26 protein-coding genes are annotated in these 23,658 nt (G+C 47.1%); 13 read left to right on the top strand and 13 right to left on the bottom strand.

Annotated features, from left to right (window positions below):
- The first annotated feature begins 30 nt into the window (after positions 1 to 30).
- Genes Q7V32_RS11645 through Q7V32_RS11660 form a run of 4 tightly spaced genes read left to right on the top strand, consistent with a single transcriptional unit; the run spans position 31 to position 3,789 of the window.
- Positions 31 to 1,047 carry a MoxR family ATPase gene (locus tag Q7V32_RS11645; RefSeq protein WP_304897147.1) on the top strand — a complete coding sequence of 339 codons (1,017 nt, stop codon included), beginning with the start codon at positions 31 to 33 and terminating at the stop codon, positions 1,045 to 1,047.
- Positions 1,048 to 1,056: 9 nt separating this feature from the next.
- Positions 1,057 to 1,890 carry a DUF58 domain-containing protein gene (locus Q7V32_RS11650; protein ID WP_304897148.1) on the top strand — a complete coding sequence of 278 codons (834 nt, stop codon included), beginning with the start codon at positions 1,057 to 1,059 and terminating at the stop codon, positions 1,888 to 1,890.
- Positions 1,880 to 2,797: a hypothetical protein gene (locus Q7V32_RS11655; protein WP_304897149.1), complete on the top strand. Its 918-nt coding sequence runs from the start codon at positions 1,880 to 1,882 to the stop codon at positions 2,795 to 2,797. The genes Q7V32_RS11650 and Q7V32_RS11655 overlap by 11 nt, the downstream gene beginning before the upstream one ends.
- The gene (locus Q7V32_RS11660; RefSeq protein WP_304897150.1) at positions 2,752 to 3,789 is read left to right on the top strand and encodes a vWA domain-containing protein; all 1,038 of its coding nucleotides are present in this window, start codon (positions 2,752 to 2,754) and stop codon (positions 3,787 to 3,789) included. The genes Q7V32_RS11655 and Q7V32_RS11660 overlap by 46 nt, the downstream gene beginning before the upstream one ends.
- Before the next feature lie 93 nt (positions 3,790 to 3,882).
- On the opposite strand, the gene Q7V32_RS11665 is transcribed toward Q7V32_RS11660, so the two are convergent.
- From Q7V32_RS11665 to crp, 3 genes are all read right to left on the bottom strand, one after another.
- Positions 3,883 to 5,262: a GGDEF domain-containing protein gene (locus tag Q7V32_RS11665; RefSeq protein WP_304897151.1), complete on the bottom strand. Its 1,380-nt coding sequence runs from the start codon at positions 5,260 to 5,262 to the stop codon at positions 3,883 to 3,885.
- 180 nt (positions 5,263 to 5,442) lie between these two features.
- Entirely contained in the window at positions 5,443 to 5,922 is a 480-nt protein-coding gene (locus Q7V32_RS11670) for a YchJ family protein (RefSeq protein ID WP_304897152.1), read from the bottom strand.
- A gap of 47 nt (positions 5,923 to 5,969) precedes the next feature.
- Entirely contained in the window at positions 5,970 to 6,623 is a 654-nt protein-coding gene (gene crp / locus Q7V32_RS11675; RefSeq protein WP_159657480.1) for a cAMP-activated global transcriptional regulator CRP, read from the bottom strand.
- A 143-nt stretch (positions 6,624 to 6,766) separates the two neighbouring features.
- Between crp and Q7V32_RS11680 the strand changes: the two genes are divergently transcribed.
- Both Q7V32_RS11680 and speD read left to right on the top strand, forming a co-directional pair.
- Positions 6,767 to 7,183 carry an OsmC family protein gene (locus tag Q7V32_RS11680; RefSeq protein ID WP_304897153.1) on the top strand — a complete coding sequence of 139 codons (417 nt, stop codon included), beginning with the start codon at positions 6,767 to 6,769 and terminating at the stop codon, positions 7,181 to 7,183.
- A 4-nt stretch (positions 7,184 to 7,187) separates the two neighbouring features.
- Complete coding sequence (gene speD, locus Q7V32_RS11685) at positions 7,188 to 7,973, top strand: adenosylmethionine decarboxylase (protein WP_304897154.1); 786 nt, start codon at positions 7,188 to 7,190, stop codon at positions 7,971 to 7,973.
- An 81-nt stretch (positions 7,974 to 8,054) separates the two neighbouring features.
- On the opposite strand, the gene Q7V32_RS11690 is transcribed toward speD, so the two are convergent.
- Entirely contained in the window at positions 8,055 to 8,534 is a 480-nt protein-coding gene (locus Q7V32_RS11690; protein ID WP_304897155.1) for a hypothetical protein, read from the bottom strand.
- 41 nt (positions 8,535 to 8,575) lie between these two features.
- Positions 8,576 to 9,163 carry a CPBP family intramembrane glutamic endopeptidase gene (locus Q7V32_RS11695; protein ID WP_304897156.1) on the bottom strand — a complete coding sequence of 196 codons (588 nt, stop codon included), beginning with the start codon at positions 9,161 to 9,163 and terminating at the stop codon, positions 8,576 to 8,578.
- A gap of 283 nt (positions 9,164 to 9,446) precedes the next feature.
- On the opposite strand from Q7V32_RS11695, the gene Q7V32_RS11700 reads away from it, so the two are divergent.
- Positions 9,447 to 9,704: a YcgL domain-containing protein gene (locus Q7V32_RS11700; protein WP_304897157.1), complete on the top strand. Its 258-nt coding sequence runs from the start codon at positions 9,447 to 9,449 to the stop codon at positions 9,702 to 9,704.
- A 50-nt stretch (positions 9,705 to 9,754) separates the two neighbouring features.
- Here Q7V32_RS11700 and dcd read toward each other — a convergent pair whose 3' ends face one another.
- Positions 9,755 to 10,321 (bottom strand): dCTP deaminase, encoded by a 567-nt coding sequence (gene dcd, locus Q7V32_RS11705; protein WP_159657468.1) that lies wholly within the window; start codon positions 10,319 to 10,321, stop codon positions 9,755 to 9,757.
- Between the two features lie 177 nt (positions 10,322 to 10,498).
- Here dcd and Q7V32_RS11710 point away from each other — a divergent pair, with 177 nt between their 5' ends.
- A complete protein-coding gene (locus Q7V32_RS11710; protein ID WP_304897158.1) occupies positions 10,499 to 10,633 on the top strand; it encodes a hypothetical protein in 135 nt (44 codons plus the stop codon).
- Positions 10,634 to 10,658: 25 nt separating this feature from the next.
- On the opposite strand, the gene Q7V32_RS11715 is transcribed toward Q7V32_RS11710, so the two are convergent.
- The gene (locus Q7V32_RS11715; protein ID WP_304897159.1) at positions 10,659 to 11,825 is read right to left on the bottom strand and encodes a PilT/PilU family type 4a pilus ATPase; all 1,167 of its coding nucleotides are present in this window, start codon (positions 11,823 to 11,825) and stop codon (positions 10,659 to 10,661) included.
- 165 nt (positions 11,826 to 11,990) lie between these two features.
- On the opposite strand from Q7V32_RS11715, the gene Q7V32_RS11720 reads away from it, so the two are divergent.
- From Q7V32_RS11720 to Q7V32_RS11730, 3 genes are read left to right on the top strand one after another with little or no spacing between them, the layout of a single operon-like run.
- Complete coding sequence (locus tag Q7V32_RS11720; protein ID WP_304897160.1) at positions 11,991 to 13,040, top strand: tRNA (5-methylaminomethyl-2-thiouridylate)-methyltransferase; 1,050 nt, start codon at positions 11,991 to 11,993, stop codon at positions 13,038 to 13,040.
- Positions 13,037 to 13,270: a sulfurtransferase TusA family protein gene (locus Q7V32_RS11725; protein ID WP_304897161.1), complete on the top strand. Its 234-nt coding sequence runs from the start codon at positions 13,037 to 13,039 to the stop codon at positions 13,268 to 13,270. The genes Q7V32_RS11720 and Q7V32_RS11725 overlap by 4 nt, the downstream gene beginning before the upstream one ends.
- Positions 13,263 to 14,408: a cation diffusion facilitator family transporter gene (locus Q7V32_RS11730; RefSeq protein ID WP_304897162.1), complete on the top strand. Its 1,146-nt coding sequence runs from the start codon at positions 13,263 to 13,265 to the stop codon at positions 14,406 to 14,408. The genes Q7V32_RS11725 and Q7V32_RS11730 overlap by 8 nt, the downstream gene beginning before the upstream one ends.
- A 208-nt stretch (positions 14,409 to 14,616) precedes the next feature.
- Here Q7V32_RS11730 and Q7V32_RS11735 read toward each other — a convergent pair whose 3' ends face one another.
- The 6 genes from Q7V32_RS11735 to Q7V32_RS11760 all read right to left on the bottom strand — a co-directional run bounded on the left by Q7V32_RS11735 (position 14,617) and on the right by Q7V32_RS11760 (position 20,893).
- Positions 14,617 to 15,333: a hypothetical protein gene (locus tag Q7V32_RS11735; protein WP_304897163.1), complete on the bottom strand. Its 717-nt coding sequence runs from the start codon at positions 15,331 to 15,333 to the stop codon at positions 14,617 to 14,619.
- Between the two features lie 410 nt (positions 15,334 to 15,743).
- The gene (locus tag Q7V32_RS11740; RefSeq protein WP_304897164.1) at positions 15,744 to 16,256 is read right to left on the bottom strand and encodes a hypothetical protein; all 513 of its coding nucleotides are present in this window, start codon (positions 16,254 to 16,256) and stop codon (positions 15,744 to 15,746) included.
- Between the two features lie 369 nt (positions 16,257 to 16,625).
- Complete coding sequence (locus Q7V32_RS11745) at positions 16,626 to 17,663, bottom strand: agmatine/peptidylarginine deiminase (RefSeq protein ID WP_304897165.1); 1,038 nt, start codon at positions 17,661 to 17,663, stop codon at positions 16,626 to 16,628.
- 122 nt (positions 17,664 to 17,785) lie between these two features.
- Entirely contained in the window at positions 17,786 to 18,361 is a 576-nt protein-coding gene (locus Q7V32_RS11750) for a UbiX family flavin prenyltransferase (RefSeq protein ID WP_304897166.1), read from the bottom strand.
- Between the two features lie 316 nt (positions 18,362 to 18,677).
- Positions 18,678 to 19,628 carry a prolyl aminopeptidase gene (gene pip / locus Q7V32_RS11755; protein WP_304897167.1) on the bottom strand — a complete coding sequence of 317 codons (951 nt, stop codon included), beginning with the start codon at positions 19,626 to 19,628 and terminating at the stop codon, positions 18,678 to 18,680.
- Between the two features lie 401 nt (positions 19,629 to 20,029).
- Positions 20,030 to 20,893: a hypothetical protein gene (locus Q7V32_RS11760; protein WP_304897168.1), complete on the bottom strand. Its 864-nt coding sequence runs from the start codon at positions 20,891 to 20,893 to the stop codon at positions 20,030 to 20,032.
- Positions 20,894 to 21,308: 415 nt separating this feature from the next.
- Here Q7V32_RS11760 and thiO point away from each other — a divergent pair, with 415 nt between their 5' ends.
- A complete protein-coding gene (gene thiO / locus Q7V32_RS11765) occupies positions 21,309 to 22,526 on the top strand; it encodes a glycine oxidase ThiO (protein WP_370691460.1) in 1,218 nt (405 codons plus the stop codon).
- A 46-nt stretch (positions 22,527 to 22,572) separates the two neighbouring features.
- On the top strand, positions 22,573 to 23,586 hold the full coding sequence (locus Q7V32_RS11770; RefSeq protein ID WP_304897169.1) for a quinone-dependent dihydroorotate dehydrogenase: 1,014 nt from the start codon (positions 22,573 to 22,575) through the stop codon (positions 23,584 to 23,586).
- Positions 23,587 to 23,658: the final 72 nt, after the last annotated feature.

Raw genomic sequence — 23,658 nt, forward strand, 5'->3', positions numbered from 1 at the left:
TTTCGCTCTCTTTATTCTTCGGACAGATCTATGACAGACCAGCACTTAGCCGATTGGCAACAGCGTGCTCAAGTTTTTGAAAAAGCGATCAATTCTGTAGTGGTTGGACTGGAAAGACCGGTGCGATTGATCACCACGGCCGTTTTTTCGCGGGGGCATGTGATGCTGGAAGGTGATGTGGGCGTGGGCAAAACGACGCTGCTGCGGGCGGTTGCAAGAGGCATAGGCGGCGCTTACGAGCGCATCGAAGGTACTATCGACCTGATGCCCAATGATCTGGTCTATCACACCTATATCAACGAACTGGGTAAGCCACAGGTTGATCCTGGCCCGATTCTTAAACACGGCGAACATCTTGCCACGTTCTTTTTTAACGAGGTCAATCGCGCCCGCCCTCAAGTCCATTCATTGTTGCTGCGAGTAATGGCAGAGAAATCGGTCACTGCATTTAACCGGGAATATTATTTTCCGCACTTACAAGTTTTTGCCGACCGCAACCGAGTCGAAAAAGACGAAACATTCGAAATACCCTCGGCAGCACGCGACCGGTTCATGCTGGAATTGCGGATCGAAACACCTCAAAATTCGGATTTGCAAAAAGAGTTGATGTTCAACCCCAAGTTTTACGATGTCGACCATCTGATTGAAACCATCGATGCGGGCATTCTGCCCTACCGAGAACTCAACGGAATTGGGCAAGCGATACAGCATCAGATTCAAGCCAGCGGAACGCTGCAGAATTATGCATTGGAATTATGGCAGGCAACGCGCGATCCAAAAGCCTTTGGCATTTCGATAGACAATGTCGATATGGACAGGCTGATTCTCGCCGGCGCCAGTGCCAGAGGCGCAGCCATGTTAATGCGCGCAGCACGGGTTACGGCCTGGTTAAACAACCGCAATCATGTATTGCCTGAAGATATCAGAGATATTTTTCACGAAGCAATGGCGCACCGAATTTTCTTTAATCCCACCTATGAACTGCGCAGAACGCACATTGCCGAACAGCTCAGCAAAAAAATTCTGCAGCAGATTGCTGCGCCCTGATTGCCCCGCATGATTGAAGAATTTCACTATCAGATTCCCTGGCGGACCAGCAGCGCTCATCCGGGCCGCCATCCCGGCCAGCACAGCGGCGGAGAACATGACTTTCAGGGCCATGCTCCGCTGATTTCAAGACCGGAAGCACATAATATCGATGTGCATGCCAGCCTGCTCGATCCGTTTCAGCAATTTGTGGTCAAAACATTCCGGCAACGCAGCGTGATTAACGTCACTGTCATCGCCGATTTATCCGCGTCCATGGGTTTTCAGAACAAAATGGCAACGCTGGCCAAATTCACCGAGCAGGCCGCTTATTCAGCGTTCCGTAGCGGCGATCATTTTGGCTTTATGGGCTGCGGGGAAGATATTATTCCTGAATTTTATCTGCCGCCTCGCTGGTACAAAGGCGGCACAACGGAACTGACTGAAAGCCTCAGGCATTACCGTCCGGCATCAACCAACGCAAAAGGTCTGCTTGCTGTTCAGGAATACTGTCCTCGCCACCGCTCCCTGATTTTTCTGGTTTCCGATTTTCACTATCCGTTACAGGATATTGCAACGCTTTTCGACTCATTACTGAAACATGATGTTATTCCTGTCGTTATGTGGCATCCCGATGAATATGAGCAATTGCCGGAATGGGGCTTATTCACCCTATCGGACCCTGAAACAGGACGCGAAAAAACACTGCTGATGCGCCCAGGCCTTAAAAAGAAAATCATCCAGGCTTTCAATGCCCAACGTGAACAGCTCAAGCATCTGTTCATTCGTTACGGTCGGCAGCCTTTTTATCTCCATGATGCCTTTGAGGCAGACCAGATGACACGCTATTTTTATGAACAATAATTTGCTGAGCTGGCTGGTTTTCTTCGTTTTACTGATGACTGGCAGCGCTGCCTCCTCCGAATCATCCCGTATTATCGTGGAACTGGAAGCGCCTCGGGCCTATGGCTATTCGCTGGGAGACAAAATCACGTTGAAAACCCATATCAAAACACCCTTGTTTTATCAACTGGAAACGGGATTTCTACCCAATCCCGGACCTTTGAATGACTGGTTGAAACTGGATTCTGTCGAGCTTTTGGATGCGCAATCAGGTTTTGATTATGCCCTGGCGTTGACCTATCAGGTGTTTAAAAGTGTTGATTCGGCAACTGAACTGACCATTCCCGCCTTGCCCATCCGCTTTTCACATACCGGGACATCAGAAACTGAACATATTCCGGCCTGGACGTTCGGTTATAGCCCGCTGCTGCCTAAATCAAAAGCCGATGCCCAGATTCAACCCGAACCGGAATTATCAGCGGTACTTATCAGCCCGGACCAGCATGCGCTGAGACTCACGTTATTGTGGACCTGTGCAGCGATTATCTTGCTATATATCGTTTGGTTTTACGGCAAGATTCCGTTTTTAGAGCGCTATTCCGGTGCCTTCGGCCAAGCCTGCCGGGATCTGAAAAAATTAAAAAAACTACCCCCGTCACAGGAAACCAGTCAAAAAGCCATGCAATGCTTTCACCGGGCACTGAATCAATTAGCCGGTGAAACCGTATTTGCAGCGCAACTGCCCGAATTTTTCAACCGTTTCCCTCAATTCAAACCGCTTCAAGACCGCACCGGCATTTTTTTCCAGGCTTCCGAGCGGCTGTTTTTTTCAAGCCATCCGGATACCAAAACCATGATTGCTGTCGAGAAAATCGAGGAATTATGTCTGCTGTACCGCAAACTGGAGAGGAGCAGGCGTTGGATATAGGCTTAACATACCCATGGGCGCTGCTGCTTTTACCACTGGCCCTCGTACCTTTTTTTGCCAGTCAGGCTAAAGCACTACGTTATTCAAGCCTGAGCATTCTGCCTTTTGATGGCTTATCGTTCCTGTTTTCTAACGGCGTAAAACTGCTGACAGCCCTCGTCATGCTGCTTTTGGTTGTCAGCCTGACCAAGCCCTATCAAAAGGAACAAACGGTCGAGCGTATGGGCAAAGGCGCTCAAATTGTTATTTTGCTGGACCGCAGCGCCAGCATGAACGAGAACTTCGCAGGACGCTATTTCGGCGGCGGAGCCAGCGAAAGCAAAGTCGCGATGGCAAGACAACTGCTCAGCGAGTTTGTCTTGCAGCGCCAAGACGACTTTTTCGGCATGATCTCGTTCAGCACCGCTCCCATTCATGTGTTGCCGCTCACTCAGGATAAAGAAGCCATTCTGGCGGCAATCAGGGCGACTAAAACCAGAGGGCGAGGCGTTACCAACATCGCCCCAGGGCTTTATATGGCTTTGAGCTATTTTACCGGCATACCGGTGACCGGTTCCCGCGTCATCCTGCTGGTGTCTGACGGTGCGGCAAAAATTGACATCGACACCCAAACCACGCTGACCCAGCTGTTTCATCAAAATCGGGTCATGTTGTACTGGGTGTACCTGCGTAACAAGGACAGCGCAGGCCTGGATGCCAAACCCGCCAATGTCAACGAGTCGACAACGCCGGAATATTTTTTGCACCAGTATTTTCAGTCCATGGGGATTCCTTACCGGTCATTTGAAGCCGAAAATCCTCAGGCGCTACAAGAGGCCATTAAAGCGATAGGGGAACTGGAGAACAAGCCCATTCGTTATTCAGAGAAAATCCCGCGCAAAGATTTGGCTGAAACCTGCTATCTGTGGTCGATTGCCGGTTTATTCGCATTATTACTGATTAAGTATTACGAACTAAAAACCGAACAGAAACTGATCAAGCGCTATTCTTAGACGCAAGAGTTATAATTCAGTTGATTACCCAAAAACACCGTTCACACTCAATTCCGTCAAAGGGTGAACGGTTTTGTCATCGCCTGGACACCACTAATCGGTCTTTGCAAGTACACACTGATTGCGCCCGTTTTTCTTAGCATGGTACATGGCATCGTCCGCCGCATTGATCAGCCGTTCATAATCAGGGTGTCCCTCGTGCAATGCGATACCCACACTTACTGTCAGATTGGTTATATTGTTGCCGTTAACACTAAAATCAAACGCCTCAAATTTAGTGCGTAAGTTCTCTGCCACGTTCATGGCGATTTCTTGATTGACCTCTACCAATACGACCATAATCTCCTCCCCACCATAACGAAACACAAAATCACCAATCCTCAGTGAATTTCGGATAATATCAGCCGCCTTTTTTAGAACAGTATCGCCTATGCTATGACCCCAGGTATCGTTGACCCGTTTAAAATGGTCCAGATCAATCAGCATGATAGCGAAACGATTGCCCGTTTTAATGCTCATCGAAATCTCACGGCTCAACACGGAAGGTAAAAACCGGCGGTTGAGCAAATGGGTCAAATCATCACGCCCATTTTCCACTTCCAAAAAACGGTCAAACATGGAGCTGAACATAAACATGATGCCGGCAACCGTTTCGTCTATTTCATTGACCAGTTTTGATACGTCACCTGATCGTTGTTGCACTTTCAGTAATAAGTCGTCGTCAATTTTTGAAATCAACAGAGTGATTTCCTGAATTTCCGTAGCGTCCTTAAACAGCGTCATGGCTTTGTGCCGAAACCACAAGCCAAATTCAGAAGCGCCAATCTTTTGCATTTCGCAGCAATTTTCCGGTTGATTCGCGTGTAACAAAAAACCACGCTCCCAGCCCAGCAGACAAGCCCTAAGGCGTTCACGCTCAGCCACAATGTTCTGGCCCACCGCAAACCGGCGATAAGACTCATCATTTCGTGTCTGGGATTCGAAATTTTCGATATAAGCCTCATTCATAATATCAATCGCATGGTCGAACAGTTCATAGACAAGGCATATCACCTTAGCCAGCTCGTTTCTCTGAAGATCCGAACCTTGAAGATCCCTGGCAATAACCTGTTTCATTTTGCCAGCGCTTTTAGCCACCACAGAAACGGGCACCTGCAATCGTGCGTGAACCTTACCGACATGCAATTGCCGCTCGACCTTGCCTCTGACTTCATCCGGTTTTGAAACTACAAAAACCCCTTTTAGCCACTCCACCATCGAGGCATGCAAGCGTTGCTGAACCTCTACCTGTGTCAGAAACTTTGCCGTCTGGTTATCCTGCAAAATCATGTCATAAAAAAGTTCAGCGAAATTTTCCGCCCTGGCGCAAATCATGGAGTACAACTGATCCTGAAGAGGAATAGCAGCCTCATTGCAGATGGCTATCCAAGTATTTACCGCTTCGTCAAATTTGTCCCCGGAAACCCCTGCCATTTACTATCCCCCTCGGATTCAAAGCAGTTACGCCGGTTTGTACGATTACAAACCCGCTAAAACCGGCTATTGTATTACTGTTTGCTTATATGTTGTGTACAAAGTTCCAGGAAAATTTATGATGCCTTAACTGAGGGAATGGTTTGATATGAAGGAAAGTGGGTGGCTATTGATAGAGGATTAACGGCCGCAGCACCGTTTAAACTTTTTGCCGCTACCGCAGGTACATGGCGCGTTTTTACCGGGTTTTTCAGAAGGGGCCTGTTTTAAAAACCGAACATCGCCATCGACATAATACCAACCGCCTGATGTATATTGAAAATAGCTGCGCTCATGCATTAGATGGGGCGAACTATCAAGCTGGTAATGCGCTTTAAATTCCACCCAGCCTTCGCGGTCGCTCTCTAGCCCCAGCTGGGTACTGATAATTTCAAGTTTCTGCCAAACAGTCCGGTCGCCGCTAAGATCCAACACGTTAGGCCGGGTTTTGGCGGCCCATGTTAACAACAGATAGCTTTCATTCTTTGTTACAAAAGCGCTATACCGAGCTCTCATCAAGACTTCAGCTCTGGCAGGCTTAGCTTCCCCTGCGTGGTAAATGCCGCAACAAGCTTCATAAACCAAGCCTGAGCCGCAAAAACAAGGGGTCAAAAAATTCAATGTACTCTGCCGAGAACTGATTGTTTAAGATTGCTCAAAGAGCGTGTCTATCGCGTTCCAAATACCACTATCGTTTTGCCATGGGCAGAAATCAGTCCTTTATCTTCTAATTCTTTTAGCACCCGTCCGGCCATTTCGCGAGAACAGCCAACGATACGACCAATTTCCTGGCGGGTAATGTGCAACTGCATGCCGTCCGGATGAGTCATCGCATCGGGTTCTTTGCATAGATCAAGCAAAGTACGAGCGATACGGCCTTCCACATCCATAAAAGCCAGATCGCGAAATTTACGACTGGTAATCAATAAACGCGAAGCCAATTGTTCTCCCAGCATATACAAAATTGCGGGAGCAAATTCCAGCAGCTCTTTTTTTAAGGCCTGCCGCAAACGCTCATAGCCAATCTCGGCGAGACGACAAGGCGTTCGGGTTGTAACAGAAACTTCACGTGCTTCGGTTTGTTTGAAAACACCTATTTCACCAATAAAATCGTGTTTATTCAGATAGGCAAGAATTAATTCCCTGCCATCGTCGTCTTCGACGCCGATGCTTACCGAACCTTCAATGATGAAATAAAGCCTGTCGCCAACGTCACCCGGTCGAATGATAGTAGCTTTTGATGGATAGGATTTCGTGTGGCATAAATGTAAAAAAGGCGCCAAGGCCTCTTTATAAGCGGGTTCGTTCGATATATACGTCATAACAACTCATCATCCCATAACACTGTTGCGAAAAAAGTATCCGTTAACAGTGCCCCATTTTTCAAAAAAAATCAACTACGGTTATCTTTCAATTAAGAATTAGTATGTTAATCTATGCGCATTTTTTCGGTGGAGGAGACCTGATGGAAGCAAAAGTCAAATGGGTTGACGGCGTCATGTTTGTCGGCGAAACCGGTAGCGGCCATGCCATTGTTATTGATGGACCGGCCGATCATGGCGGCCGCAATATGGGAGCCCGCCCCATGGAATTACTGCTTTTAGGGGTAGGCGGCTGCTCATCTTTCGATGTGGTGCAAATTTTACAAAAAGGCCGTAACGATATTGTCGACTGTGTCTGCGAAGTTTCGGCTGAACGTGTCGATGCCATTCCCAGTGTATTCAGTAAAATTCATTTACATTTTGTTGTTTCCGGCAAGGATCTCAAAGAGGCCGCCGTTGAACGCGCTGTCAAATTGTCAGCGGAAAAGTATTGTTCTGCATCCATTATGCTGGGCAAAGTGGTTGATATAACCCATGATTTTGAAGTAAAAGAGGTTTAAATAATTGAAAAAATTAAAATTACAGGGCTTTAACAATTTAACGAAGTCGCTCAGCTTTAATATTTACGATGTTTGTTATGCTTCTGCCGATAAACAAAAAGCATACATCGATTATATCGACGAAGCTTATAACGCAGACCGGTTGACACAAATTTTAAAAGACGTTGCAGATATTATTGGTGCGCAAATTTTGAATATCGCCCACCAGGATTACGATCCACAGGGAGCCAGCGTTACGATGCTGATCTCCGAAGGTATGGACCACGACGATTCTGACGAGATGAATGCAGAATCTCCTGGCCCTTTACCTGAGACCGTATTGGCGCATTTAGATAAAAGTCACATCACCGTGCATACTTACCCTGAAAGCCATCCCAATAATGGCATCAGCACCTTTAGAGCGGATATTGATGTCTCGACCTGCGGCAGAATTTCACCGCTTAAAGCGTTGAATTATCTGATCCATAGTTTCGAATCGGATATCGTCATCATGGACTACAAGGTGCGCGGCTTTACCCGTGATGTCTCAGGTAAAAAACACTATATCGATCATAGCATTACCTCGATCCAGAATTACATTTCCGAAGAAACTCGGAATAATTATCAAATGATCGATGTCAACGTGTATCAGGAAAATTTATTCCATACCAAGATGATGCTCAAAGAAACCGAACTGGAAAATTATCTTTTTGAAAAAGAAAGCGAGTTTTCTCACCACCAAAAGCTGGAGATCCAAGACCGGCTTCAGAAAGAAATGGCTGAAATTTTCTACGGCCGAAATTATAACTAACAGCCATACTGGATTCTTGGGTTGCCGCTGTTTGACAACCCAACATCCGACTCGTCCCCATGAAACCAAGCGGATCACAAACTACTTGGTGACCTTATTTTCCCTGAGCGCGTCAATAATAGACTGATACTCGTCAACTTTAGGCCGGTATAAGAACACTGCCAACCCGGACAACACGGCGAAAATTGTCAAGGTATTATCGTCATCACCGATGAGGTACATAACAACGCCAAGAATCGCTATGGTTTCTGCAAAAAGCAGCGACATCATGACCGTTAACAAATAACGTTGTTTAGCCGTTTTTTCGCCGGGCATGGTTTGGTTGAGCCTTAACAGGATATGGCGCAGCAGGTTGTTTAGCGGAAACCCGATAATGACCAGCACGTAAAACAGTGTTCTAATCAATATCCGCTGATCTTCCTGCATGACTTGCCGCCAGGTCTCGCCGTAAAATTCACAGACCGCAAGCATTACGATCAAACTTATTACTGTCGACCACACCAGGATCCAGTGTACTTTGAGATCTGCTTTGAGTGGATTATCTGATTCTGATATGAACATGCTATTTCCTGACGACGGGCTTTCTGAATAAGATCCGAAGGCTATTCTGGTTTTGGTTTATAGGCACGCATGATCATCAGAAACGCCAAAAAATCGTAAAGACCATGAATAATCATCGGACCCAACAGATTTCGTTCATCTCCGTAATCCAGCGACAACCCCAGATAAATTCCGACCAGCATTGCCAATACGGCGTATAAAGGTGTAACGGCATGAACAAGGCCGAAAATGATATTACTGCCCAGTAAACCTATCAAACCGCCCCAGGCATTTTCCATCCAGGGCTGAATCAGACCTCTGAATAATAATTCTTCTGAAAAACCGGCAATGGCTGACAAAAAAAACAAGTCGGTCCAGTGACAAGGGTACAGGTTTGTGCCCAAGGTATCCGATAAAAGCTGACGGATTTTCAGGATGGACTCAAGCTTGACGCGTTCCATACCCACAAAAAACAGAAATAAAGGCACGGTTCCCAACAGACCGACCATGACAGCCTGTTCCGAGAAAAAAAGCTGTTCGAAAGGGTTTATACCGGCAAGCCACCCCAACACGGCTGCAACGATAATCAATGATCCTTCAAAATTACAGGCTGTCTTAAAAAATTGCGTGGAGTTATTCGAATCGGTCATAACGTGTTCTTAAAAAGCCGGTAAAAAGATAGGATTAATGTTTCATGTCCAAATTGACTTAAAATGTCCTGATTGTAAAGATGCTTCAGCTGTAACTCTTTTTCCCCAGCCGACCGCGTCATTTCGGCAGGGATTGCCGAAATCCAGACTACATGGATAGCTCGAAGCTTACCATCCATGGCACTGGATGCCCGTTTCCGGACGGGCATGACGAGCTTTTGGATTTAGCTGAAACAGCTTGCTAATCAGGTAAAATGTTGCAATAGACTAAAAGGACAATTCAATGCGGTGCTTCATCTACAAAAGCTTAAAAAAAGACCAGCTTTATCTTTATCTGACTCAAAAAGATGATTTCTCCACTTTACCGGAAGCCTTGTTTCAAAGTGTCAGCCCCATGCAATTCGTCATGGAACTGGAACTGACGCCAGAGCGCAAACTGGCGCGGGAAAACCCGGAAAAAGTAATTGAAAACCTCAATAACAAAGGTTTCTTCATACAAATGCCGCCATCTTTACTGGCTCCCAGTCAAAAACTTCAATAATCAGCGGAGCAACAAACCAAACCGCTAAAACCACGCAGCCGGAACTGCAGTTAGGCTTTAGGCAGCGTCACGCCTTGCTGGCCTTGATATTTTCCGCCCCTGTCCTTGTAAGAAGTCTCACACACTTCATCGCCGCTAAAAAACAGCATTTGCGCTACCCCTTCATTTGCGTAAATCTTTGCAGGCAATGGCGTCGTATTGGAAAACTCCAGCGTCACATGGCCTTCCCATTCAGGCTCCAAAGGCGTTACATTGACAATGATTCCGCAGCGAGCGTAGGTTGATTTACCCAGGCAAATGGTCAGAACATCACGGGGAATTCGAAAAAATTCAACGGTTCTCGCCAGTGCGAACGAATTGGGCGGAATGATACAAACATCCGCTTTGACATCAACAAAACTGGCTTCGCTGAAGTTTTTGGGGTCAACAATTGCAGAATTGATATTGGTAAATATCTTGAATTCGTCAGAACAACGCACATCGTAACCGTAGCTGGATGTCCCGTAAGAAATCACCTTGCCGCCACTGGCATCTCTGACCTGCCCCGCTTCAAACGGTTCTATCATGCCGTATTGTTCAGCCATACGGCGGATCCATTTATCCGATTTAATGCCCATTGACGTCTTAAAGCCCCGTATCAATCAAAACTAGCATTGTACACAGCCGTTGCTGTTGTTACCACCGCATGACCATGCAGCGGAGCAACAAAACAAGGTGATGCTGCTCCGTTTTAGGTTGCGGTTGGCGATAGCCAACCCAACGCTTTAAGTGCAAGACATTACCTGATTATAAAGATGCTTCAGCAACAACGTCTTTCCGGCAGGGATTGCCGGAATCTAGAGCACAAGGATGTGTTCGCGCTCGCCATCCATGGCATCTGGATCTCGGCAATCCCTGCCGAGATGACGATTTTCGACATAGCTGATTGATGTTTATAATCAGGAGGCATTAAGATTATTCCTTACCCTTGGCCTCTTCATCTTCATCTTTGGCCTGTAAACTCAATCCGTCAAGCCGCCTGGACTCACCACCGGCTTGCCCCGGCTTGGAAGAATTACCCAAACCCTCACTGAGATTGATTTTCAATTTGAGGTTATTTGGCGAATCGGAATTTTGCAGCGCTTCCTCCAATGAAATAACCCCCGTTTTAAACAGTCTCAACAAGTGGCTATCAAAGGTCTGCATCCCTATCGCTTCGGATTTCTCCATCGCTTCTTTGATACTGTGAATTTCGCCTTTGTGTATCAAATCCTTCACGAGCTGAGTACCCAGCAAAATCTCTATCGCCGCAGTACGCTTACCTTCAATGGTGGGTACCAGTCTCTGCGAGACAAAAGCTTTCAAGTTCATGGACAAATCCAGCAACAACTGATTGCGCCTTTCTTCCGGAAAAAAATTAATGATTCTGTCCAATGCCTGATTGGCATTGTTGGCGTGCAGCGTCGACAAACACAAGTGTCCGGTTTCAGCGAATGCAAGCGCATGCTCCATGGTTTCCTGGCTTCTGATTTCGCCAATCAGAATGACATCGGGCGCCTGCCGCAGCGTATTTTTTAAAGCGTCCTCATAACTGAGCGTATCAACGCCCACTTCGCGTTGATTGACCAGACTTTTTTTATGCGGATGAATGTATTCAATCGGATCTTCAATAGTAATGATATGACCGGATGAATTGGCATTTCTATGATCGATCAATGCTGCCAGCGAAGTCGATTTTCCTGATCCGGTTCCGCCGACAAACAGAATCAATCCGCGCTTTTCCATGATGACTTTTTTCAAGATTTCCGGCAGTCCCAGTTGATCGGCGTTGGGAATATCGACTTTGATATTCCGGATCACCAGCGCCAGACTATTGCGCTGCTTGAAAATATTGATTCGGAACCGGCCTATATTCGGTTCAGATATGGCCAGATTCATTTCTGGAACCAGCTCAAACTGCTTTTGTTGCTCCTGATCCATCAAAGCGTAGGCAATTTCCTTGAGCCGCTCTGCATTCATTTTCACGTTCTCTATCGGCCTCAGCACACCCTGAAATTTCGCTGCAGGCGGTGCGCCATTCGTTAGATACAAATCGGAACCGTCGTTACTAACAAGCACTTTTAAATAGTCTTTTATATCCATGATTTCCCCACTTCAACTGTGATCTTGACTTGATAGGTTGCCCGTTCGGCGACCCCTAATTGAATATGACTCAACGGCCTAAAGTCTAGGTGATAACATCAGAAGTTGCAGTGAAAAGCCCCCTCAAGCGTATAATGTTCATTTTTTTAATCATTTCAGAGCGTTATGTCCGAACCCAAAAAAGCGGTAGCATTGATTTCAGGCGGCCTGGATTCAATGCTGGCGGCAAAGACCATCCTTGATCAGGGCATTCATGTCGAGGGCATCAATTTCTTTACCGGATTTTGTGTGGAAGGTCATACGCATGCCATCAGAAAAAAAGATAACGAAAAAGCAAAACCCAAACGCAATAATGCGTTATGGGCGGCCGAACAATTAGGCATCAAACTGCATATTGTCGATGTTATCGAAGAATACAAAGATGTGTTGTTAAATCCAAAACATGGCTACGGCGCAAACTTGAATCCTTGCCTGGATTGCAAAATCTTCATGGTTAACAAAGCCAAACAATGGATTGAGGAAAACGGATTCGACTTCATCATTACCGGCGAAGTAGTAGGACAAAGACCGATGTCACAGCGCCGCTTTGCCATGCCACTGGTTGCCGAAAGATCCGGCGCTGACGACTTGCTGCTCAGACCCTTGTCTGCAAGGAATCTGCCCGAAACCAAACCGGAACGTGAAGGCTGGGTCGATAGAAGCAAATTGCATGATTTTGGCGGCCGCACCCGAAGACCCCAAATTGCCATGGCCGAACAGTACGGTTTTATAGACTATGCACAACCCGCAGGTGGCTGCTGTTTTCTTACCGATAAAAGCTATTCACAAAAACTCGTGGACTTATGGCAAGCCCGAGGCGCGCGCGAGTATGAACTCGACGATGTGATGTTATTGAAAGTCGGGCGCCATATCCGTCCTAAACCGCATTTCAAGCTGATCATTGCCAGAGAAGAAGGCGAAGGACGGTTTATGGAAGGCTACAAAAATGACTTTATCAGTCTACACTGTTCCAGTCACACGGGGCCTTTGGCCTTGATTGACGGAAGTCCGGACGCCGCCGATCTCGAATTGGCCGCAGCGATAATTGCGCGTTACAGCAAAGGCAAAGACGAGGAACAGGTTGAAATGGCCATCCGCACCAAAGACGGCAAGGAAAGTCGCATCAAAACCCGGCCACTGACTGCCGAACAATTACCTAAGGAGTGGTTTATATGAGTCGCCACAGCCTTGACGCCAAACGCTTGCTCTGCCCTTTACCAGTCATCCGGACTCAGGACAAGGTGAAACAGCTAAAATCCGGCGACCAATTGGAAGTGTCGTGCACAGACCCCGGCGTCATGCAGGACATTCCGGCCTGGTGCCGAATTAACGGTCATACGATCATGAGTACCCAGGAAAATCAAGGTGTGTACATCATCGTGCTTGAAGTAGGAAAAAATGAGTAAACCCGCAGATATTGTCAATATGGATCCGTTGAAAGCGCGCGTCACTATCGTAGGCGCCTTCATCAATGTCTTGCTGTCGATTGTTAAAATTGCTTTTGGCCTCATTTGGCAATCCGCCGCCCTGATCGCCGACGGTGTTCATTCGCTTTCTGATCTGGCTAGCGATATTTTGGTGATACTCGCCATCCGCTTCGGGGCCAGAGAAGCAGACCACGATCATCCCTACGGTCATCGGCGTTATGAAACCATGGCGACAGTTGCTCTTGGACTGGGATTGGCGGCCATATCTGCGGGCATTGCCTGGGATGCACTGGACAGAGTACTCAATCCTGAAAAATTACTGATACCGCAACTGGAAACCATAGGCATTGCCGCTTTTTCGGTATTTTCCAAGGAATGGATGTATCACTACACCAAACGCGCCGCTCGTAAGACCCGCTCCAAGTTATTGCTCGCCAATGCCTGGCACCACCGTAGCGATGCCATTTCCTCGGTAGTCGTCATCATCGGCGTTTCCGGAGTTATTTTGGGCTACCCTTTTGCCGATGCGGTTGCAGCCATGATTGTTGCCTTGATGATAGCCAAAATAGGTATCAACCTGATCACACAAAGCATCAAAGAACTGGTAGATACGTCATTACCTGAAAATTATGTCAACGAGATTCGCCGCGTCATCAAGTTAACTCCGGGGGTTCGCGGCATTCATCTGCTGAGAACGCGGCAAATGGGCGAAGATGCTTATATTGATACCCATATCGTTGTAGATTCACGCATCAGTGTCTCCGAAGGCCATATCATAGGCGATGCGGTACGGCGCAATCTGATCGATGAATTTGACGATGTACTCGATGTCCTGGTCCATGTCGACCCTGAAGACGACGAATTTATTGAAGCGCCCGCCGACCTGCTGTCACGCGCTGAAGTGCAAAAGCATTTGCAGTCCGCTCTGGGCGAATTCTTCGAGGACATAGACTCGTTTACGATTCATTATCTGGACGGCTTGGTTGAAGTTGAAGTCGCGCTGCCCCATTTGATGAGCGCTCAGCCGGAAGAAATTGAACTGATCAAAAAGCACTGCGCCGCACTGCAGCAAAGTCTGGACGCCATTGCCAAAGTGGATGTGTATCTGAAGCAGTAAAAATAAAAGAACGCTAGAGGTTATGACTCAGTCATACTTGCTGACTTTTCATTTATGTTTTTACACACACAAGAAAACTTTTATGGGGCCTCCCTTCTTTTCATTACGCCATGTTGATATCAAAAACGTTCTGGGAAAAAAGGGAGAAATAACGAAGTTCAAGTCATCCGATGTGTTGCAAGTGTACACTCTACCTTCGTTTAGATTATTAACCAGTCGTTTTACGCCGACCATAGCTAATCAAGCCAACCAGAGCCGAACCGAAAAACCAAACTGCGGCTGGCACGGGGACATTGCTGGCATAGGCGGAAGCATAAGCATTAAAATGGATAATGTCGCCCTCGTTTACCAGTAAAGCTAAACCCAGCTTTTTGCTCTTGCTGCTCTCATTAGCAGAACCCAACCAATCACCTACTGAAACTGAAGAGTATGAAGAGGAAGATTCCCCTCCATTTTGAGAATCGATATAAGCCCAAAAACTCACAGATGCATCGGCGTAATCGTCTGGATGACCGTCTTTCGCAGCACTGATGACATAGTCTGCTGAAAATAATAACCAGCCGGCACCGACAACTTCAAAAGTCGCGCCACGAGTTGTACTAGCATAAGAGAAACCATCAGAGGAATCAGCTGAGGCAAACAATTGCGACGCATCGGCAACAGCACTCGCCCCTTGTACCGAAGCGCTGATAGGGCTTATCCAGTCATCGGCCCAATTCCAATCTGAATTGGGCCAAGCATCTGCATAAACGTTCGTCCATTCGTCCGAGAAGCTATAGCCATCCAAACCAAGCGTGGCAATTGTAAACGTACTCCAATCTATAGATGCCGATGCAGACGAAGCGCTCAAAGCTGTGCCGGTATTGAACAACAAGGCCAATCCGCCTATCGCGGACAGAACCGATTTTTGTAAAGAAATAGTCATAGTAAACCTCATGAATTAAAATTAACGATAGCGCTTTGATCAGATACATCAAGAGCCACTAAAGCTTACAAATAGTGACGCAATATTTAAGCCATTTTTATATCTATTTGCATTTTAAGTATTTTTATTCATTATCTGCGTAGTATCAATATCGAAATCGCAAAAAATCCTGACACTTTTCTTACCGTTTCGATTGCAGCCCAACTTTATTACACGCCAACAGTAAGATATTGATATATATTAATTTTTTTACGCCTTAAATTAGACCCATCCATATTTGTAAAAACCGGGTAAAGATCGACATACTTATTAATAGTTATAATTCAATGCCTTATACATTAAGTGCCACCTATATTTAGGCTGAGCTAAAGCATAAAAGTTGTAAATTTTTTTGACAGTCGAATGATACTTTAGATATCCATAAACAGCATGGGCATGCCGTAAGTTAAAACAAAATAGCTAAACGCAATAAGCAGGCTCACAGGGATTTTGTACCAAAAAAACTGCCGAAAAATATAGCCCACGATGGAGATATACCATCCGACCAGCAACACACCCAAGGCGATGGAGATTTCTTCGCGGTATTCATAATGGTTCATCACCATTACAAAATCCAGCGCTTCAGCGGCAATTGCCAAGGTCATAATCACGTTTTCACCCACAAAAATAGCGGTGAACAGCTGATTAAAATAATGCCACTTTTTGGTCATCACCAAAAAAAGCGCGATCGACGAAAACGCCATAATGGCCCGCATTAAAACCTCCAGCGTCCCGTCGGCCGGATCGGAAATCAGCCCCTCGACAATAAAACCGGAAATCAGGTAGAACCAAACCACTTTCCACATGAACGATTTGGTCGGCACTAATTCGGCGGGATTATTGATAAAAAAGCACAACGAAAGGTATTTAAGCAGCAAGGTCATGTTAGATTTTTATGTTCTAAAAAAAGAATTTTTGCATTTTGACTGGCTTGCCCCGCTAGAGTCGCATCCTGCCTTAGCTTAAATATTATTAGGATGCTTAAGCTCTAACCTTTCATGAACGCTTGCCATCACCCCGGCAAATGAAAGACCGTTTTAGGGCGGATAAGGCGATAGCCGCATCCACCCTATCTATCCGAGCCACCCAGACTTTCACGGTAACTCTTTATTCGTAGTCGAGCCCGTCATTTCGGCAGGGATTGCCGAAATCCAGAGCTCTCGGATAGCTGGTAGCATACCATCAATAACACTGGGTGCCCGTTTCCGGACGGGCATGACGGGCCTATGGATTGAGCTGAAACAAGTTGCTAATCAAGAATTAATATTCAGCTTTACAAAGGCCGGCACCTGCATGCTGGCACAATGTAGGCTGCCGTATTGATGCACCAAGGGACGGCAAGGGACTGCGATGATTTCCCGGTCAGGGAAGCAAGTTGCCAGACGCTTCAATGCCACAGCATCCATCGCATCGTCATAAACCGGCACCAGAACCGCGCCATTGATAATCAAAAAATTTGAGTAATTGGCCGGCAGACGCTGCCCCTCTTCATCGCTAATGGCTTTAGGCAAGGGCAAGGCAACCAGCTTATAGGGCTCTCCGGCTTCGGTTTTAAACGATTTCAACTGCGCTTCCATGTTTTTCAGACTCTGATAATGCGCATCTTCGCTGTCGTCACAACTGCTGTAAGCGATAGTCCCGGCATCACAAAAGCGCGCCAGCGTATCAATATGAGCATCGGTATCGTCCCCGGCCAGATTATCCTGCTCAACCCACAAAATGCGCGTTGCCCCCAAGTAGTTTTGCACTTGGCTGGCGATTGCATCTTGCGACAAATTGGGATTGCGGTTGGGATTGAACAAACAGTTTTTGGTCGTCATCACGGTGCCTTGCCCGTCCGACTCCACACTGCCGCCTTCCAGCACAAAACTCACGGTAGCCGTAGGATGGCCTTTGAAAAAAGGATGGGCAAACAACGCCAGATTCAAGGCATCATCGGCAGCATGCGGATATTTATTGCCCCAGCCGTTAAAAACAAAATTAACCAACTGCAGCGTAGCCTTGGAATGCTGCCATTCCAAGCTCAAAAAAACCGTATCCCTGACCCAGATATCGTTGTAGTCAGCCTGAATAAAATGAATAGCCTGATTAGCGGCCAATTCAGTCAGAATATTTTCTTGATGTTCGGCATCTTTGCAAATGATGATCAGTGGCTGAAAACGGCTGATGGTGGTCGCAATAAAACGATACGCCGCTTCAACTGAAGACAAATCAGTGAAATCGCCACTGTGATGCGGCCACGCGATAATGACGGCGGATTGCGGTTCCCATTCAGCTGGAAAACGGATCATGGACTACTCCCGGGTTTTATATGATTTATAAACAGATGCGCTATTGTACCAAGGCTGTCGCTCTAGCGCCTTAGCGAGGAAAATTTATCATTGGATTGTTGAACCAGATTCTCCGAGACAATTCACAACCCTTCCCAAGGCGTATAAAGCCCTTCTGCTTCGACACCGAACATCGCCAGCACGCGCCCGACGCCGTCGTTAACCATGGCCTCAATCGAGTTGGCTTTGTTATAAAAAGCCGGCATGGGCGGATAAATGATGCCGCCCATTTCAGTGACACTGCCCATATTTCGGATATGCGCCAAATTGAGCGGCGTCTCTCTGGGCATGATAACCAGGCGGCGGCGTTCTTTTAATACGACATCGGCCGCACGGGAAATCAGGTTATCGCCAAAACCATGCGCAACGGCAGCCAGGGTTTTCATCGAACAAGGGGCAATGATCATGCCTTCGGTTTTAAAACCACCGCTGGCGATTGTCGCCGCCACATCATTCACTTCGTGCGTCACATCCGCCAATTCATAGAGCATCTTGCGGGACATATCCAGTTCATGCTTCAAGTTGATCAAACCGGCTGAAGAAATCACCAAATGGGTTTCCCAGTCCGCTTGCTCTTTAAGAACCTGCAGCATTCTGACGCCATAAACAGCGCCTGTTGCACCGGTCATGCCTATTACCAATCGTTTTATTTTTGTCATTAATGGCGGTTAAATCGGGTTAGTTTAAAGTAGTTAAGTAGCCTGGATGCAGCGCAGCGAAATCCGGGTAATCGAAGTCATAAAAATTTATATGGATCAGATTAAGGATAGGATCCTAAATAATTTCCCGAAATTCGGCTTGTTCCGAATCGCTTGGTGATTACCCCCCCTCTTTGACAAAGACAACTTCATGGATGCAGAAGGCAGAGCAACGCAGGAGCAGTTGCCGAGGGGTTAGGAGAGTTTTTTTTAATAAATCCCCCTCGATCCCCCTTTTTCAAAGGGGGAAGTTGTTTATGTTGTTTATAACGAAATCCTAAGCTAAACGCCCGGCTATTTTATCAGTCGAATTGATTAATGCATCGACCATTTCCTCGCCTTGCGCAATGTGTCCGCCATTGGGCAATATCACCAGCTCCGCCCCGGGCAATGCTTCCTGTAATTGCAAAGCCGCCTCGACCGGACAAACCAGATCATAGCGGCCATGAATAATGACGGTGGGAATATCGCGTAATGCCGCGCAGTTATCAAGAATCTGATTTTCTTCGATAAAGTACCGATTAACCGCGTAATGAATTTCCATCCGGGCTTGTTTGATCAACGTCAGCGTATCGGCTGTTTGTTGAATAGACGGCCGAAAATCGTTCCCCAACGCCACCTGACCGCCCCAGGCCATCCATTCTTTGGCGGCGCGCAAGCGGGTCAGTTCATCATCGCCCCAAAGCGCCTCGTTCAACTGCTGAATTAAATGATCACCCGATGCATTCGGCAAACTGGAAACCAGACGTAGCCATTGCTCGGGATAAATACGGCCGGCACCGTCTTTAGCGAACCACTCCAGATCACGCTGACGCGCAAGAAAGACGCCGCGAATGATCATAGCGCTTACCGCTTCGAGATGCGCCTGAGCATACAGCAAACCCAATGTTCCGCCCCAGGAACCGGCAAACAAAACCCATTGTGGGATGCCCAGCCGCCTGCGAATCAACTCCATGTCATTGATCAAATCCGCCGTGTTGTTGGCTTCCAGCTCGCCAAAAGGCAAGGAGCGGCCACAGCCGCGCTGGTCAAACAAAACGATATGATAAAGCTCAGGATCAAAAAACCGCCGGTGATCCGGCTTACATCCAGAACAGGGCCCACCGTGCAAAAAAACAACCGGTACCCCTTGAGGGTTACCGCATTGCTCCACATAAACAGTGTGCTGGGATTGGGTTTCCAGGTAAAAGGTATGGAACGGTTCAATGGCCGGATATAAAGTCTTCATGTATCAGTTGGGTTTAATGGTTTCAAATCGATCTCTTTTAGGATTCAAGCGCTCTCTAAAATTGACCCGATTATCAAGGCACTGTTTGCGTTAATAGCGGGGCTCGTCCCGGCAGGGATTGCCGAAATCCGGAAGCCATGGATGGCGTTGATTTAGTTTCAACAACTGCCCCGGCTTGGCATCACCCCGGCAAATAAAGACCGTTGTAGGCCGGATAAGGCGACAGCCGCATCCGCCAAAGCCGTTAACGGTGGATGCGCTATCGCTTATCCACCCTACCCATCTGCCAGGCTGACTTTCACGGTAACGCGAACAGTGCCAGGATCAATGCCTGATTTTTACTCATAAAAAAAGGAGGGGTTTGACGCCCTCCTTTTTGGGGTTTCGTTAAGTTTTAAAACTTAGAACTTGAAACCTACAGAACCACCCAATGAGAAGCCGTCGGTATCAACCCCGTCAACATTATCAAACGATTCGTGATAACGCACATCGGCGCCCAGAACGATACCTCTGAATAAATCATAATCCACACCACCACCAAACTGCATGCCGGTATTTAATACGGTAACCGCATCAGATGGCGGGCTGATTATATTGATATCCAAACCGGCTGGAATCAACCACGGTCTGAATTTGCTGCCGTGCATGAATTTGATTTTTGGTGCTGCGCTGATTCTTAACATGTTGACAGTTACATTCTGCAGCAAGTTAACGGGTGCGCCAACAATCACATTTTGAAGTCCGTTATGTTTTCTATCGCCCAATTCAGAATATTCAACGCCTAATTCGATTCCAAATGAGGTGTCGTCCATCAAACCGAACAAGTCATTATTCATGTTGAAATCAATTGCGCCACCAATATAGAAAGCATCTTCATCAGTAGGACTGGTCAGAATATCCTCGCCAATACCTGAATTTGCAAGACCTGCAGAAGAACCACGAGTATTATTAAACCGTTGCCAACCGCCGCGAACCGCGAACAAATGATCTTTCTCTGCAGCAGAAGCCGGATTCGCCTTAACAGAAGCTGCCCATTCATCCAATTCCTGAACTTTCGCGGTATCCGCTGCTGAACGGCTGGCGGCGTCACGGACGCGGCTCAATTCGTTTTGCATTTGTTGCAGCATTTCGGACATTTGATTAACTTGCGCTTCCAGTGCTTCCACTTTTGCATCAGCAACCGCTTGCGGAGAAACTAGGGCGCCCGCCATGGATAATGTCGCTGTGGCCAGACCCAGCGCGATTTGAGTTTTTTTCAATTTCATCGATTCCCCCTCAAGAGATTATTTTTGTTATATGGTTTTTGCCTTAAAACAACAACACCTTTTTCACGAGGGCAATGATAGCAGCTAAAAGCCATCCTTACAAGTTCCTTACAGGTTTTATAATTATTTTTTTCTGCTCGTTTTTTTCTTTAAAATCATGCCAGTACAATACAATCCTAACGTGACTCCTGCTTTGTTTAAAAAAAGCAACAAGCCTTGCGAATTAAATTCCGGCACTATTTCAGGACATCCCTTGCCTGAAAATTAACCCGTTAAAATCTCATTTCCGCCACAACAAACAAGTAGCCTGGATGCAGCGACAGCGAAATCCGGGTAACTTTGGGACAATACCGTTACGTTAAGACCGTCACGATAAATCGATATATATTATTGTAAGAGCGGGTGCAGAGCTTCGATGACCTTGCGCTCCACACCCGCCACAAACGGGCTACGCTTTGATGCACAACAAGGTATAATCGCAGGCCATCACAGCCCGCGCATTGCGCACAGTTCAGATCTTTTTTACGTTGACATGACGCAAACCTCAGACATTACGATTATCGGCGGCGGCATTATAGGTTTACTGACAGCCCGCGAATTCAACAAAGCCGGCGCATCGGTAACCCTCATTGAAAAAAATCAGATAGGACAGGAATCCTCATGGGCGGGTGGCGGTATTTTGCTGCCTTTATATCCCTGGTATCAACCTGACCCTATCAATCGCCTGGTACTGCAAAGCCTGAAGCTTTATCCCAGCCTAGCAGCAGAGCTCAAGGCCGAAACGCCCGTCGACCCTGAATGGAACCCCTGCGGGCTTTTAATTACCAAAAACCCCGACATTACCCTTGCGGATAACTGGTGCAAGGCAAACAACCTGTCTAATAGCCCTGCAAGCGATGCTTTACTGGCGCCTTTTGAGACTCAGCCGCTCAACCCGCTCTGGCTTCCCGGTATTGCCAATGCCCGCAATCCGCGACTGGTCAAGTCGTTAAAAGCCGACCTGATCAACAAGGGCGTGCAATTGATCGAGCAGACAGCGTTAAAATCGGTTGCTATCAACGGACAAACAATCTCTTCGATTGAAACCACAGACGGCAAACGGGCTGTTAATCAATTGATCATTGCGACGGGCGCCTGGACGGGCGATGTGTTTGAGCAATTTTTTAGCGGGCAGAATGCCACGTCGCCCCAAATTTTTCCGGTTAAAGGCCAAATGCTGGTTTTTGACGCGCCGCCGCAATGCTTGCCTTACATTGTCCTGGATGGCGATCAATATCTGATTCCGCGACTCGACGGCAAAATTCTGGCGGGCAGCACCGTCGAGCATGATGATTACAACAAAGCTACGTCACCTGAAGTTAATGCCCAACTGCGTGAATTTGCGATTCGGCTATTCCCTACGCTTAAAAACTGCCCGGTCATTCACCACTGGGCAGGACTAAGACCCGGAACAGAGCATGGTATACCTTATATAGACCGGCATCCTGAGATTACCAACTTAAGCATCAATGCCGGGCATTTCCGTTACGGCCTGGTAATGGGCCCTGCCTCGGCACAACTGATGGTTGACCTGATCCTGGAGCGCACGCCTTCAGTATCGCCTGAACCTTATCGCATGGATGCTGAACATTAAGCCCATCATGACCCAACGCACCTTCATTTTTTCGATCTGCTGACTTATGAACACTTACTCTCTGCTCCGCCCTTTATTGTTTTCACTGGACCCTGAAACCGCTCATGAACTGACGCTTTCACTGATAAAACTGGGCCATACAAGCGGGCTAAACAAGCTTATCAGCCAACCCCCTGTTCAACGGCCGGTTAAGGTTATGGGGCTTGAATTTAAAAATCCGGTGGGACTTGCGGCAGGACTGGATAAAAATGGTGACGCCATTGACGGCTTGGCGGCTCTGGGCTTTGGTTTTATCGAAATTGGGACGGTCACGCCAAGACCGCAGCCCGGCAATCCTAAACCCCGGTTATTCCGGCTAAAAGAGCATCAGGCCATCATCAACCGAATGGGGTTTAATAACAAAGGCATAGACCATCTTTTAGATCAGGTTAAAAGCAGCGCTTACTCCGGCATTATCGGTATCAATATCGGCAAGAATTTTGACACACCGATGGAACAAGCGGCTGATGATTATTTAATCTGCCTTCGCAAAGCCTATGAAGCCGCCAGCTATATTACGATCAACATTTCCTCGCCCAACACCAAAAACCTCAGACAATTGCAGCAAGGAGATGAAATAAAAAATCTGATTTCTGCTTTAAAAGAAGAGCAGTTGAAGCTTAAATCGACATTTGGACAATATACGCCGCTGGTATTAAAAATTGCGCCGGATTTGAGCGATGATGAAATCGGGCATATTGCCGGATTATTACTGTCTTTTGAAATAGACGGAGTCATTGCCACCAATACCACGATTGCACGGGATAGGATTGCCGGCCATCCATTGGCGAATGAAGCAGGGGGATTGAGCGGCGCACCGGTTAAAGATCAATCAACCCATGTGGTTAAAATCCTGGCCGGAGAGCTGGGCGGAAAGATGCCTATTATTGCTGCGGGCGGAATTCTCAGTGCGCAGGATGCCGAGGAAAAATTTAAAGCGGGCGCCAGTCTGGTTCAGATCTACAGCGGTTTAATTTATCAGGGCCCGCAGTTGATTCAGGAAATCTTACACGGAGCGTAATTATTCAATCGCAACCCAACATTAACGCCATGGCCTTGAAATGCCCTCATTAAGCCGGATGTTTCAGTTAAA

It is taken from the genome of Methylicorpusculum sp., assembly GCF_030651835.1.
Taxonomy (GTDB): domain Bacteria; phylum Pseudomonadota; class Gammaproteobacteria; order Methylococcales; family Methylomonadaceae; genus Methylicorpusculum.

Excerpts from the sequence above, each read along its gene's own strand:
- Q7V32_RS11750 (WP_304897166.1), bottom strand. The coding sequence starts at position 18,361 with ATGACAAAAATAAAACGATTGGTAATAGGCATGACCGGTGCAACAGGC.
- Q7V32_RS11695 (WP_304897156.1), bottom strand. The coding sequence starts at position 9,163 with ATGACCGATTCGAATAACTCCACGCAATTTTTTAAGACAGCCTGTAAT.
- Q7V32_RS11740 (WP_304897164.1), bottom strand. The coding sequence starts at position 16,256 with ATGACCTTGCTGCTTAAATACCTTTCGTTGTGCTTTTTTATCAATAAT.
- Q7V32_RS11650 (WP_304897148.1), top strand. The coding sequence starts at position 1,057 with ATGATTGAAGAATTTCACTATCAGATTCCCTGGCGGACCAGCAGCGCT.
- Q7V32_RS11725 (WP_304897161.1), top strand. The coding sequence starts at position 13,037 with ATGAGTCGCCACAGCCTTGACGCCAAACGCTTGCTCTGCCCTTTACCA.
- Q7V32_RS11730 (WP_304897162.1), top strand. The coding sequence starts at position 13,263 with ATGAGTAAACCCGCAGATATTGTCAATATGGATCCGTTGAAAGCGCGC.
- crp (WP_159657480.1), bottom strand. The coding sequence starts at position 6,623 with ATGACGTATATATCGAACGAACCCGCTTATAAAGAGGCCTTGGCGCCT.
- Q7V32_RS11700 (WP_304897157.1), top strand. The coding sequence starts at position 9,447 with ATGCGGTGCTTCATCTACAAAAGCTTAAAAAAAGACCAGCTTTATCTT.
- Q7V32_RS11720 (WP_304897160.1), top strand. The coding sequence starts at position 11,991 with ATGTCCGAACCCAAAAAAGCGGTAGCATTGATTTCAGGCGGCCTGGAT.
- Q7V32_RS11655 (WP_304897149.1), top strand. The coding sequence starts at position 1,880 with ATGAACAATAATTTGCTGAGCTGGCTGGTTTTCTTCGTTTTACTGATG.
- Q7V32_RS11735 (WP_304897163.1), bottom strand. The coding sequence starts at position 15,333 with ATGACTATTTCTTTACAAAAATCGGTTCTGTCCGCGATAGGCGGATTG.
- Q7V32_RS11680 (WP_304897153.1), top strand. The coding sequence starts at position 6,767 with ATGGAAGCAAAAGTCAAATGGGTTGACGGCGTCATGTTTGTCGGCGAA.
- Q7V32_RS11660 (WP_304897150.1), top strand. The coding sequence starts at position 2,752 with ATGTCTGCTGTACCGCAAACTGGAGAGGAGCAGGCGTTGGATATAGGC.
- Q7V32_RS11690 (WP_304897155.1), bottom strand. The coding sequence starts at position 8,534 with ATGTTCATATCAGAATCAGATAATCCACTCAAAGCAGATCTCAAAGTA.
- Q7V32_RS11770 (WP_304897169.1), top strand. The coding sequence starts at position 22,573 with ATGAACACTTACTCTCTGCTCCGCCCTTTATTGTTTTCACTGGACCCT.
- Q7V32_RS11745 (WP_304897165.1), bottom strand. The coding sequence starts at position 17,663 with ATGATCCGTTTTCCAGCTGAATGGGAACCGCAATCCGCCGTCATTATC.
- Q7V32_RS11715 (WP_304897159.1), bottom strand. The coding sequence starts at position 11,825 with ATGGATATAAAAGACTATTTAAAAGTGCTTGTTAGTAACGACGGTTCC.
- Q7V32_RS11665 (WP_304897151.1), bottom strand. The coding sequence starts at position 5,262 with ATGGCAGGGGTTTCCGGGGACAAATTTGACGAAGCGGTAAATACTTGG.
- Q7V32_RS11760 (WP_304897168.1), bottom strand. The coding sequence starts at position 20,893 with ATGAAATTGAAAAAAACTCAAATCGCGCTGGGTCTGGCCACAGCGACA.
- pip (WP_304897167.1), bottom strand. The coding sequence starts at position 19,628 with ATGAAGACTTTATATCCGGCCATTGAACCGTTCCATACCTTTTACCTG.
- dcd (WP_159657468.1), bottom strand. The coding sequence starts at position 10,321 with ATGGGCATTAAATCGGATAAATGGATCCGCCGTATGGCTGAACAATAC.
- Q7V32_RS11710 (WP_304897158.1), top strand. The coding sequence starts at position 10,499 with ATGCTTCAGCAACAACGTCTTTCCGGCAGGGATTGCCGGAATCTAGAG.
- thiO (WP_370691460.1), top strand. The coding sequence starts at position 21,309 with ATGACCTTGCGCTCCACACCCGCCACAAACGGGCTACGCTTTGATGCA.
- Q7V32_RS11645 (WP_304897147.1), top strand. The coding sequence starts at position 31 with ATGACAGACCAGCACTTAGCCGATTGGCAACAGCGTGCTCAAGTTTTT.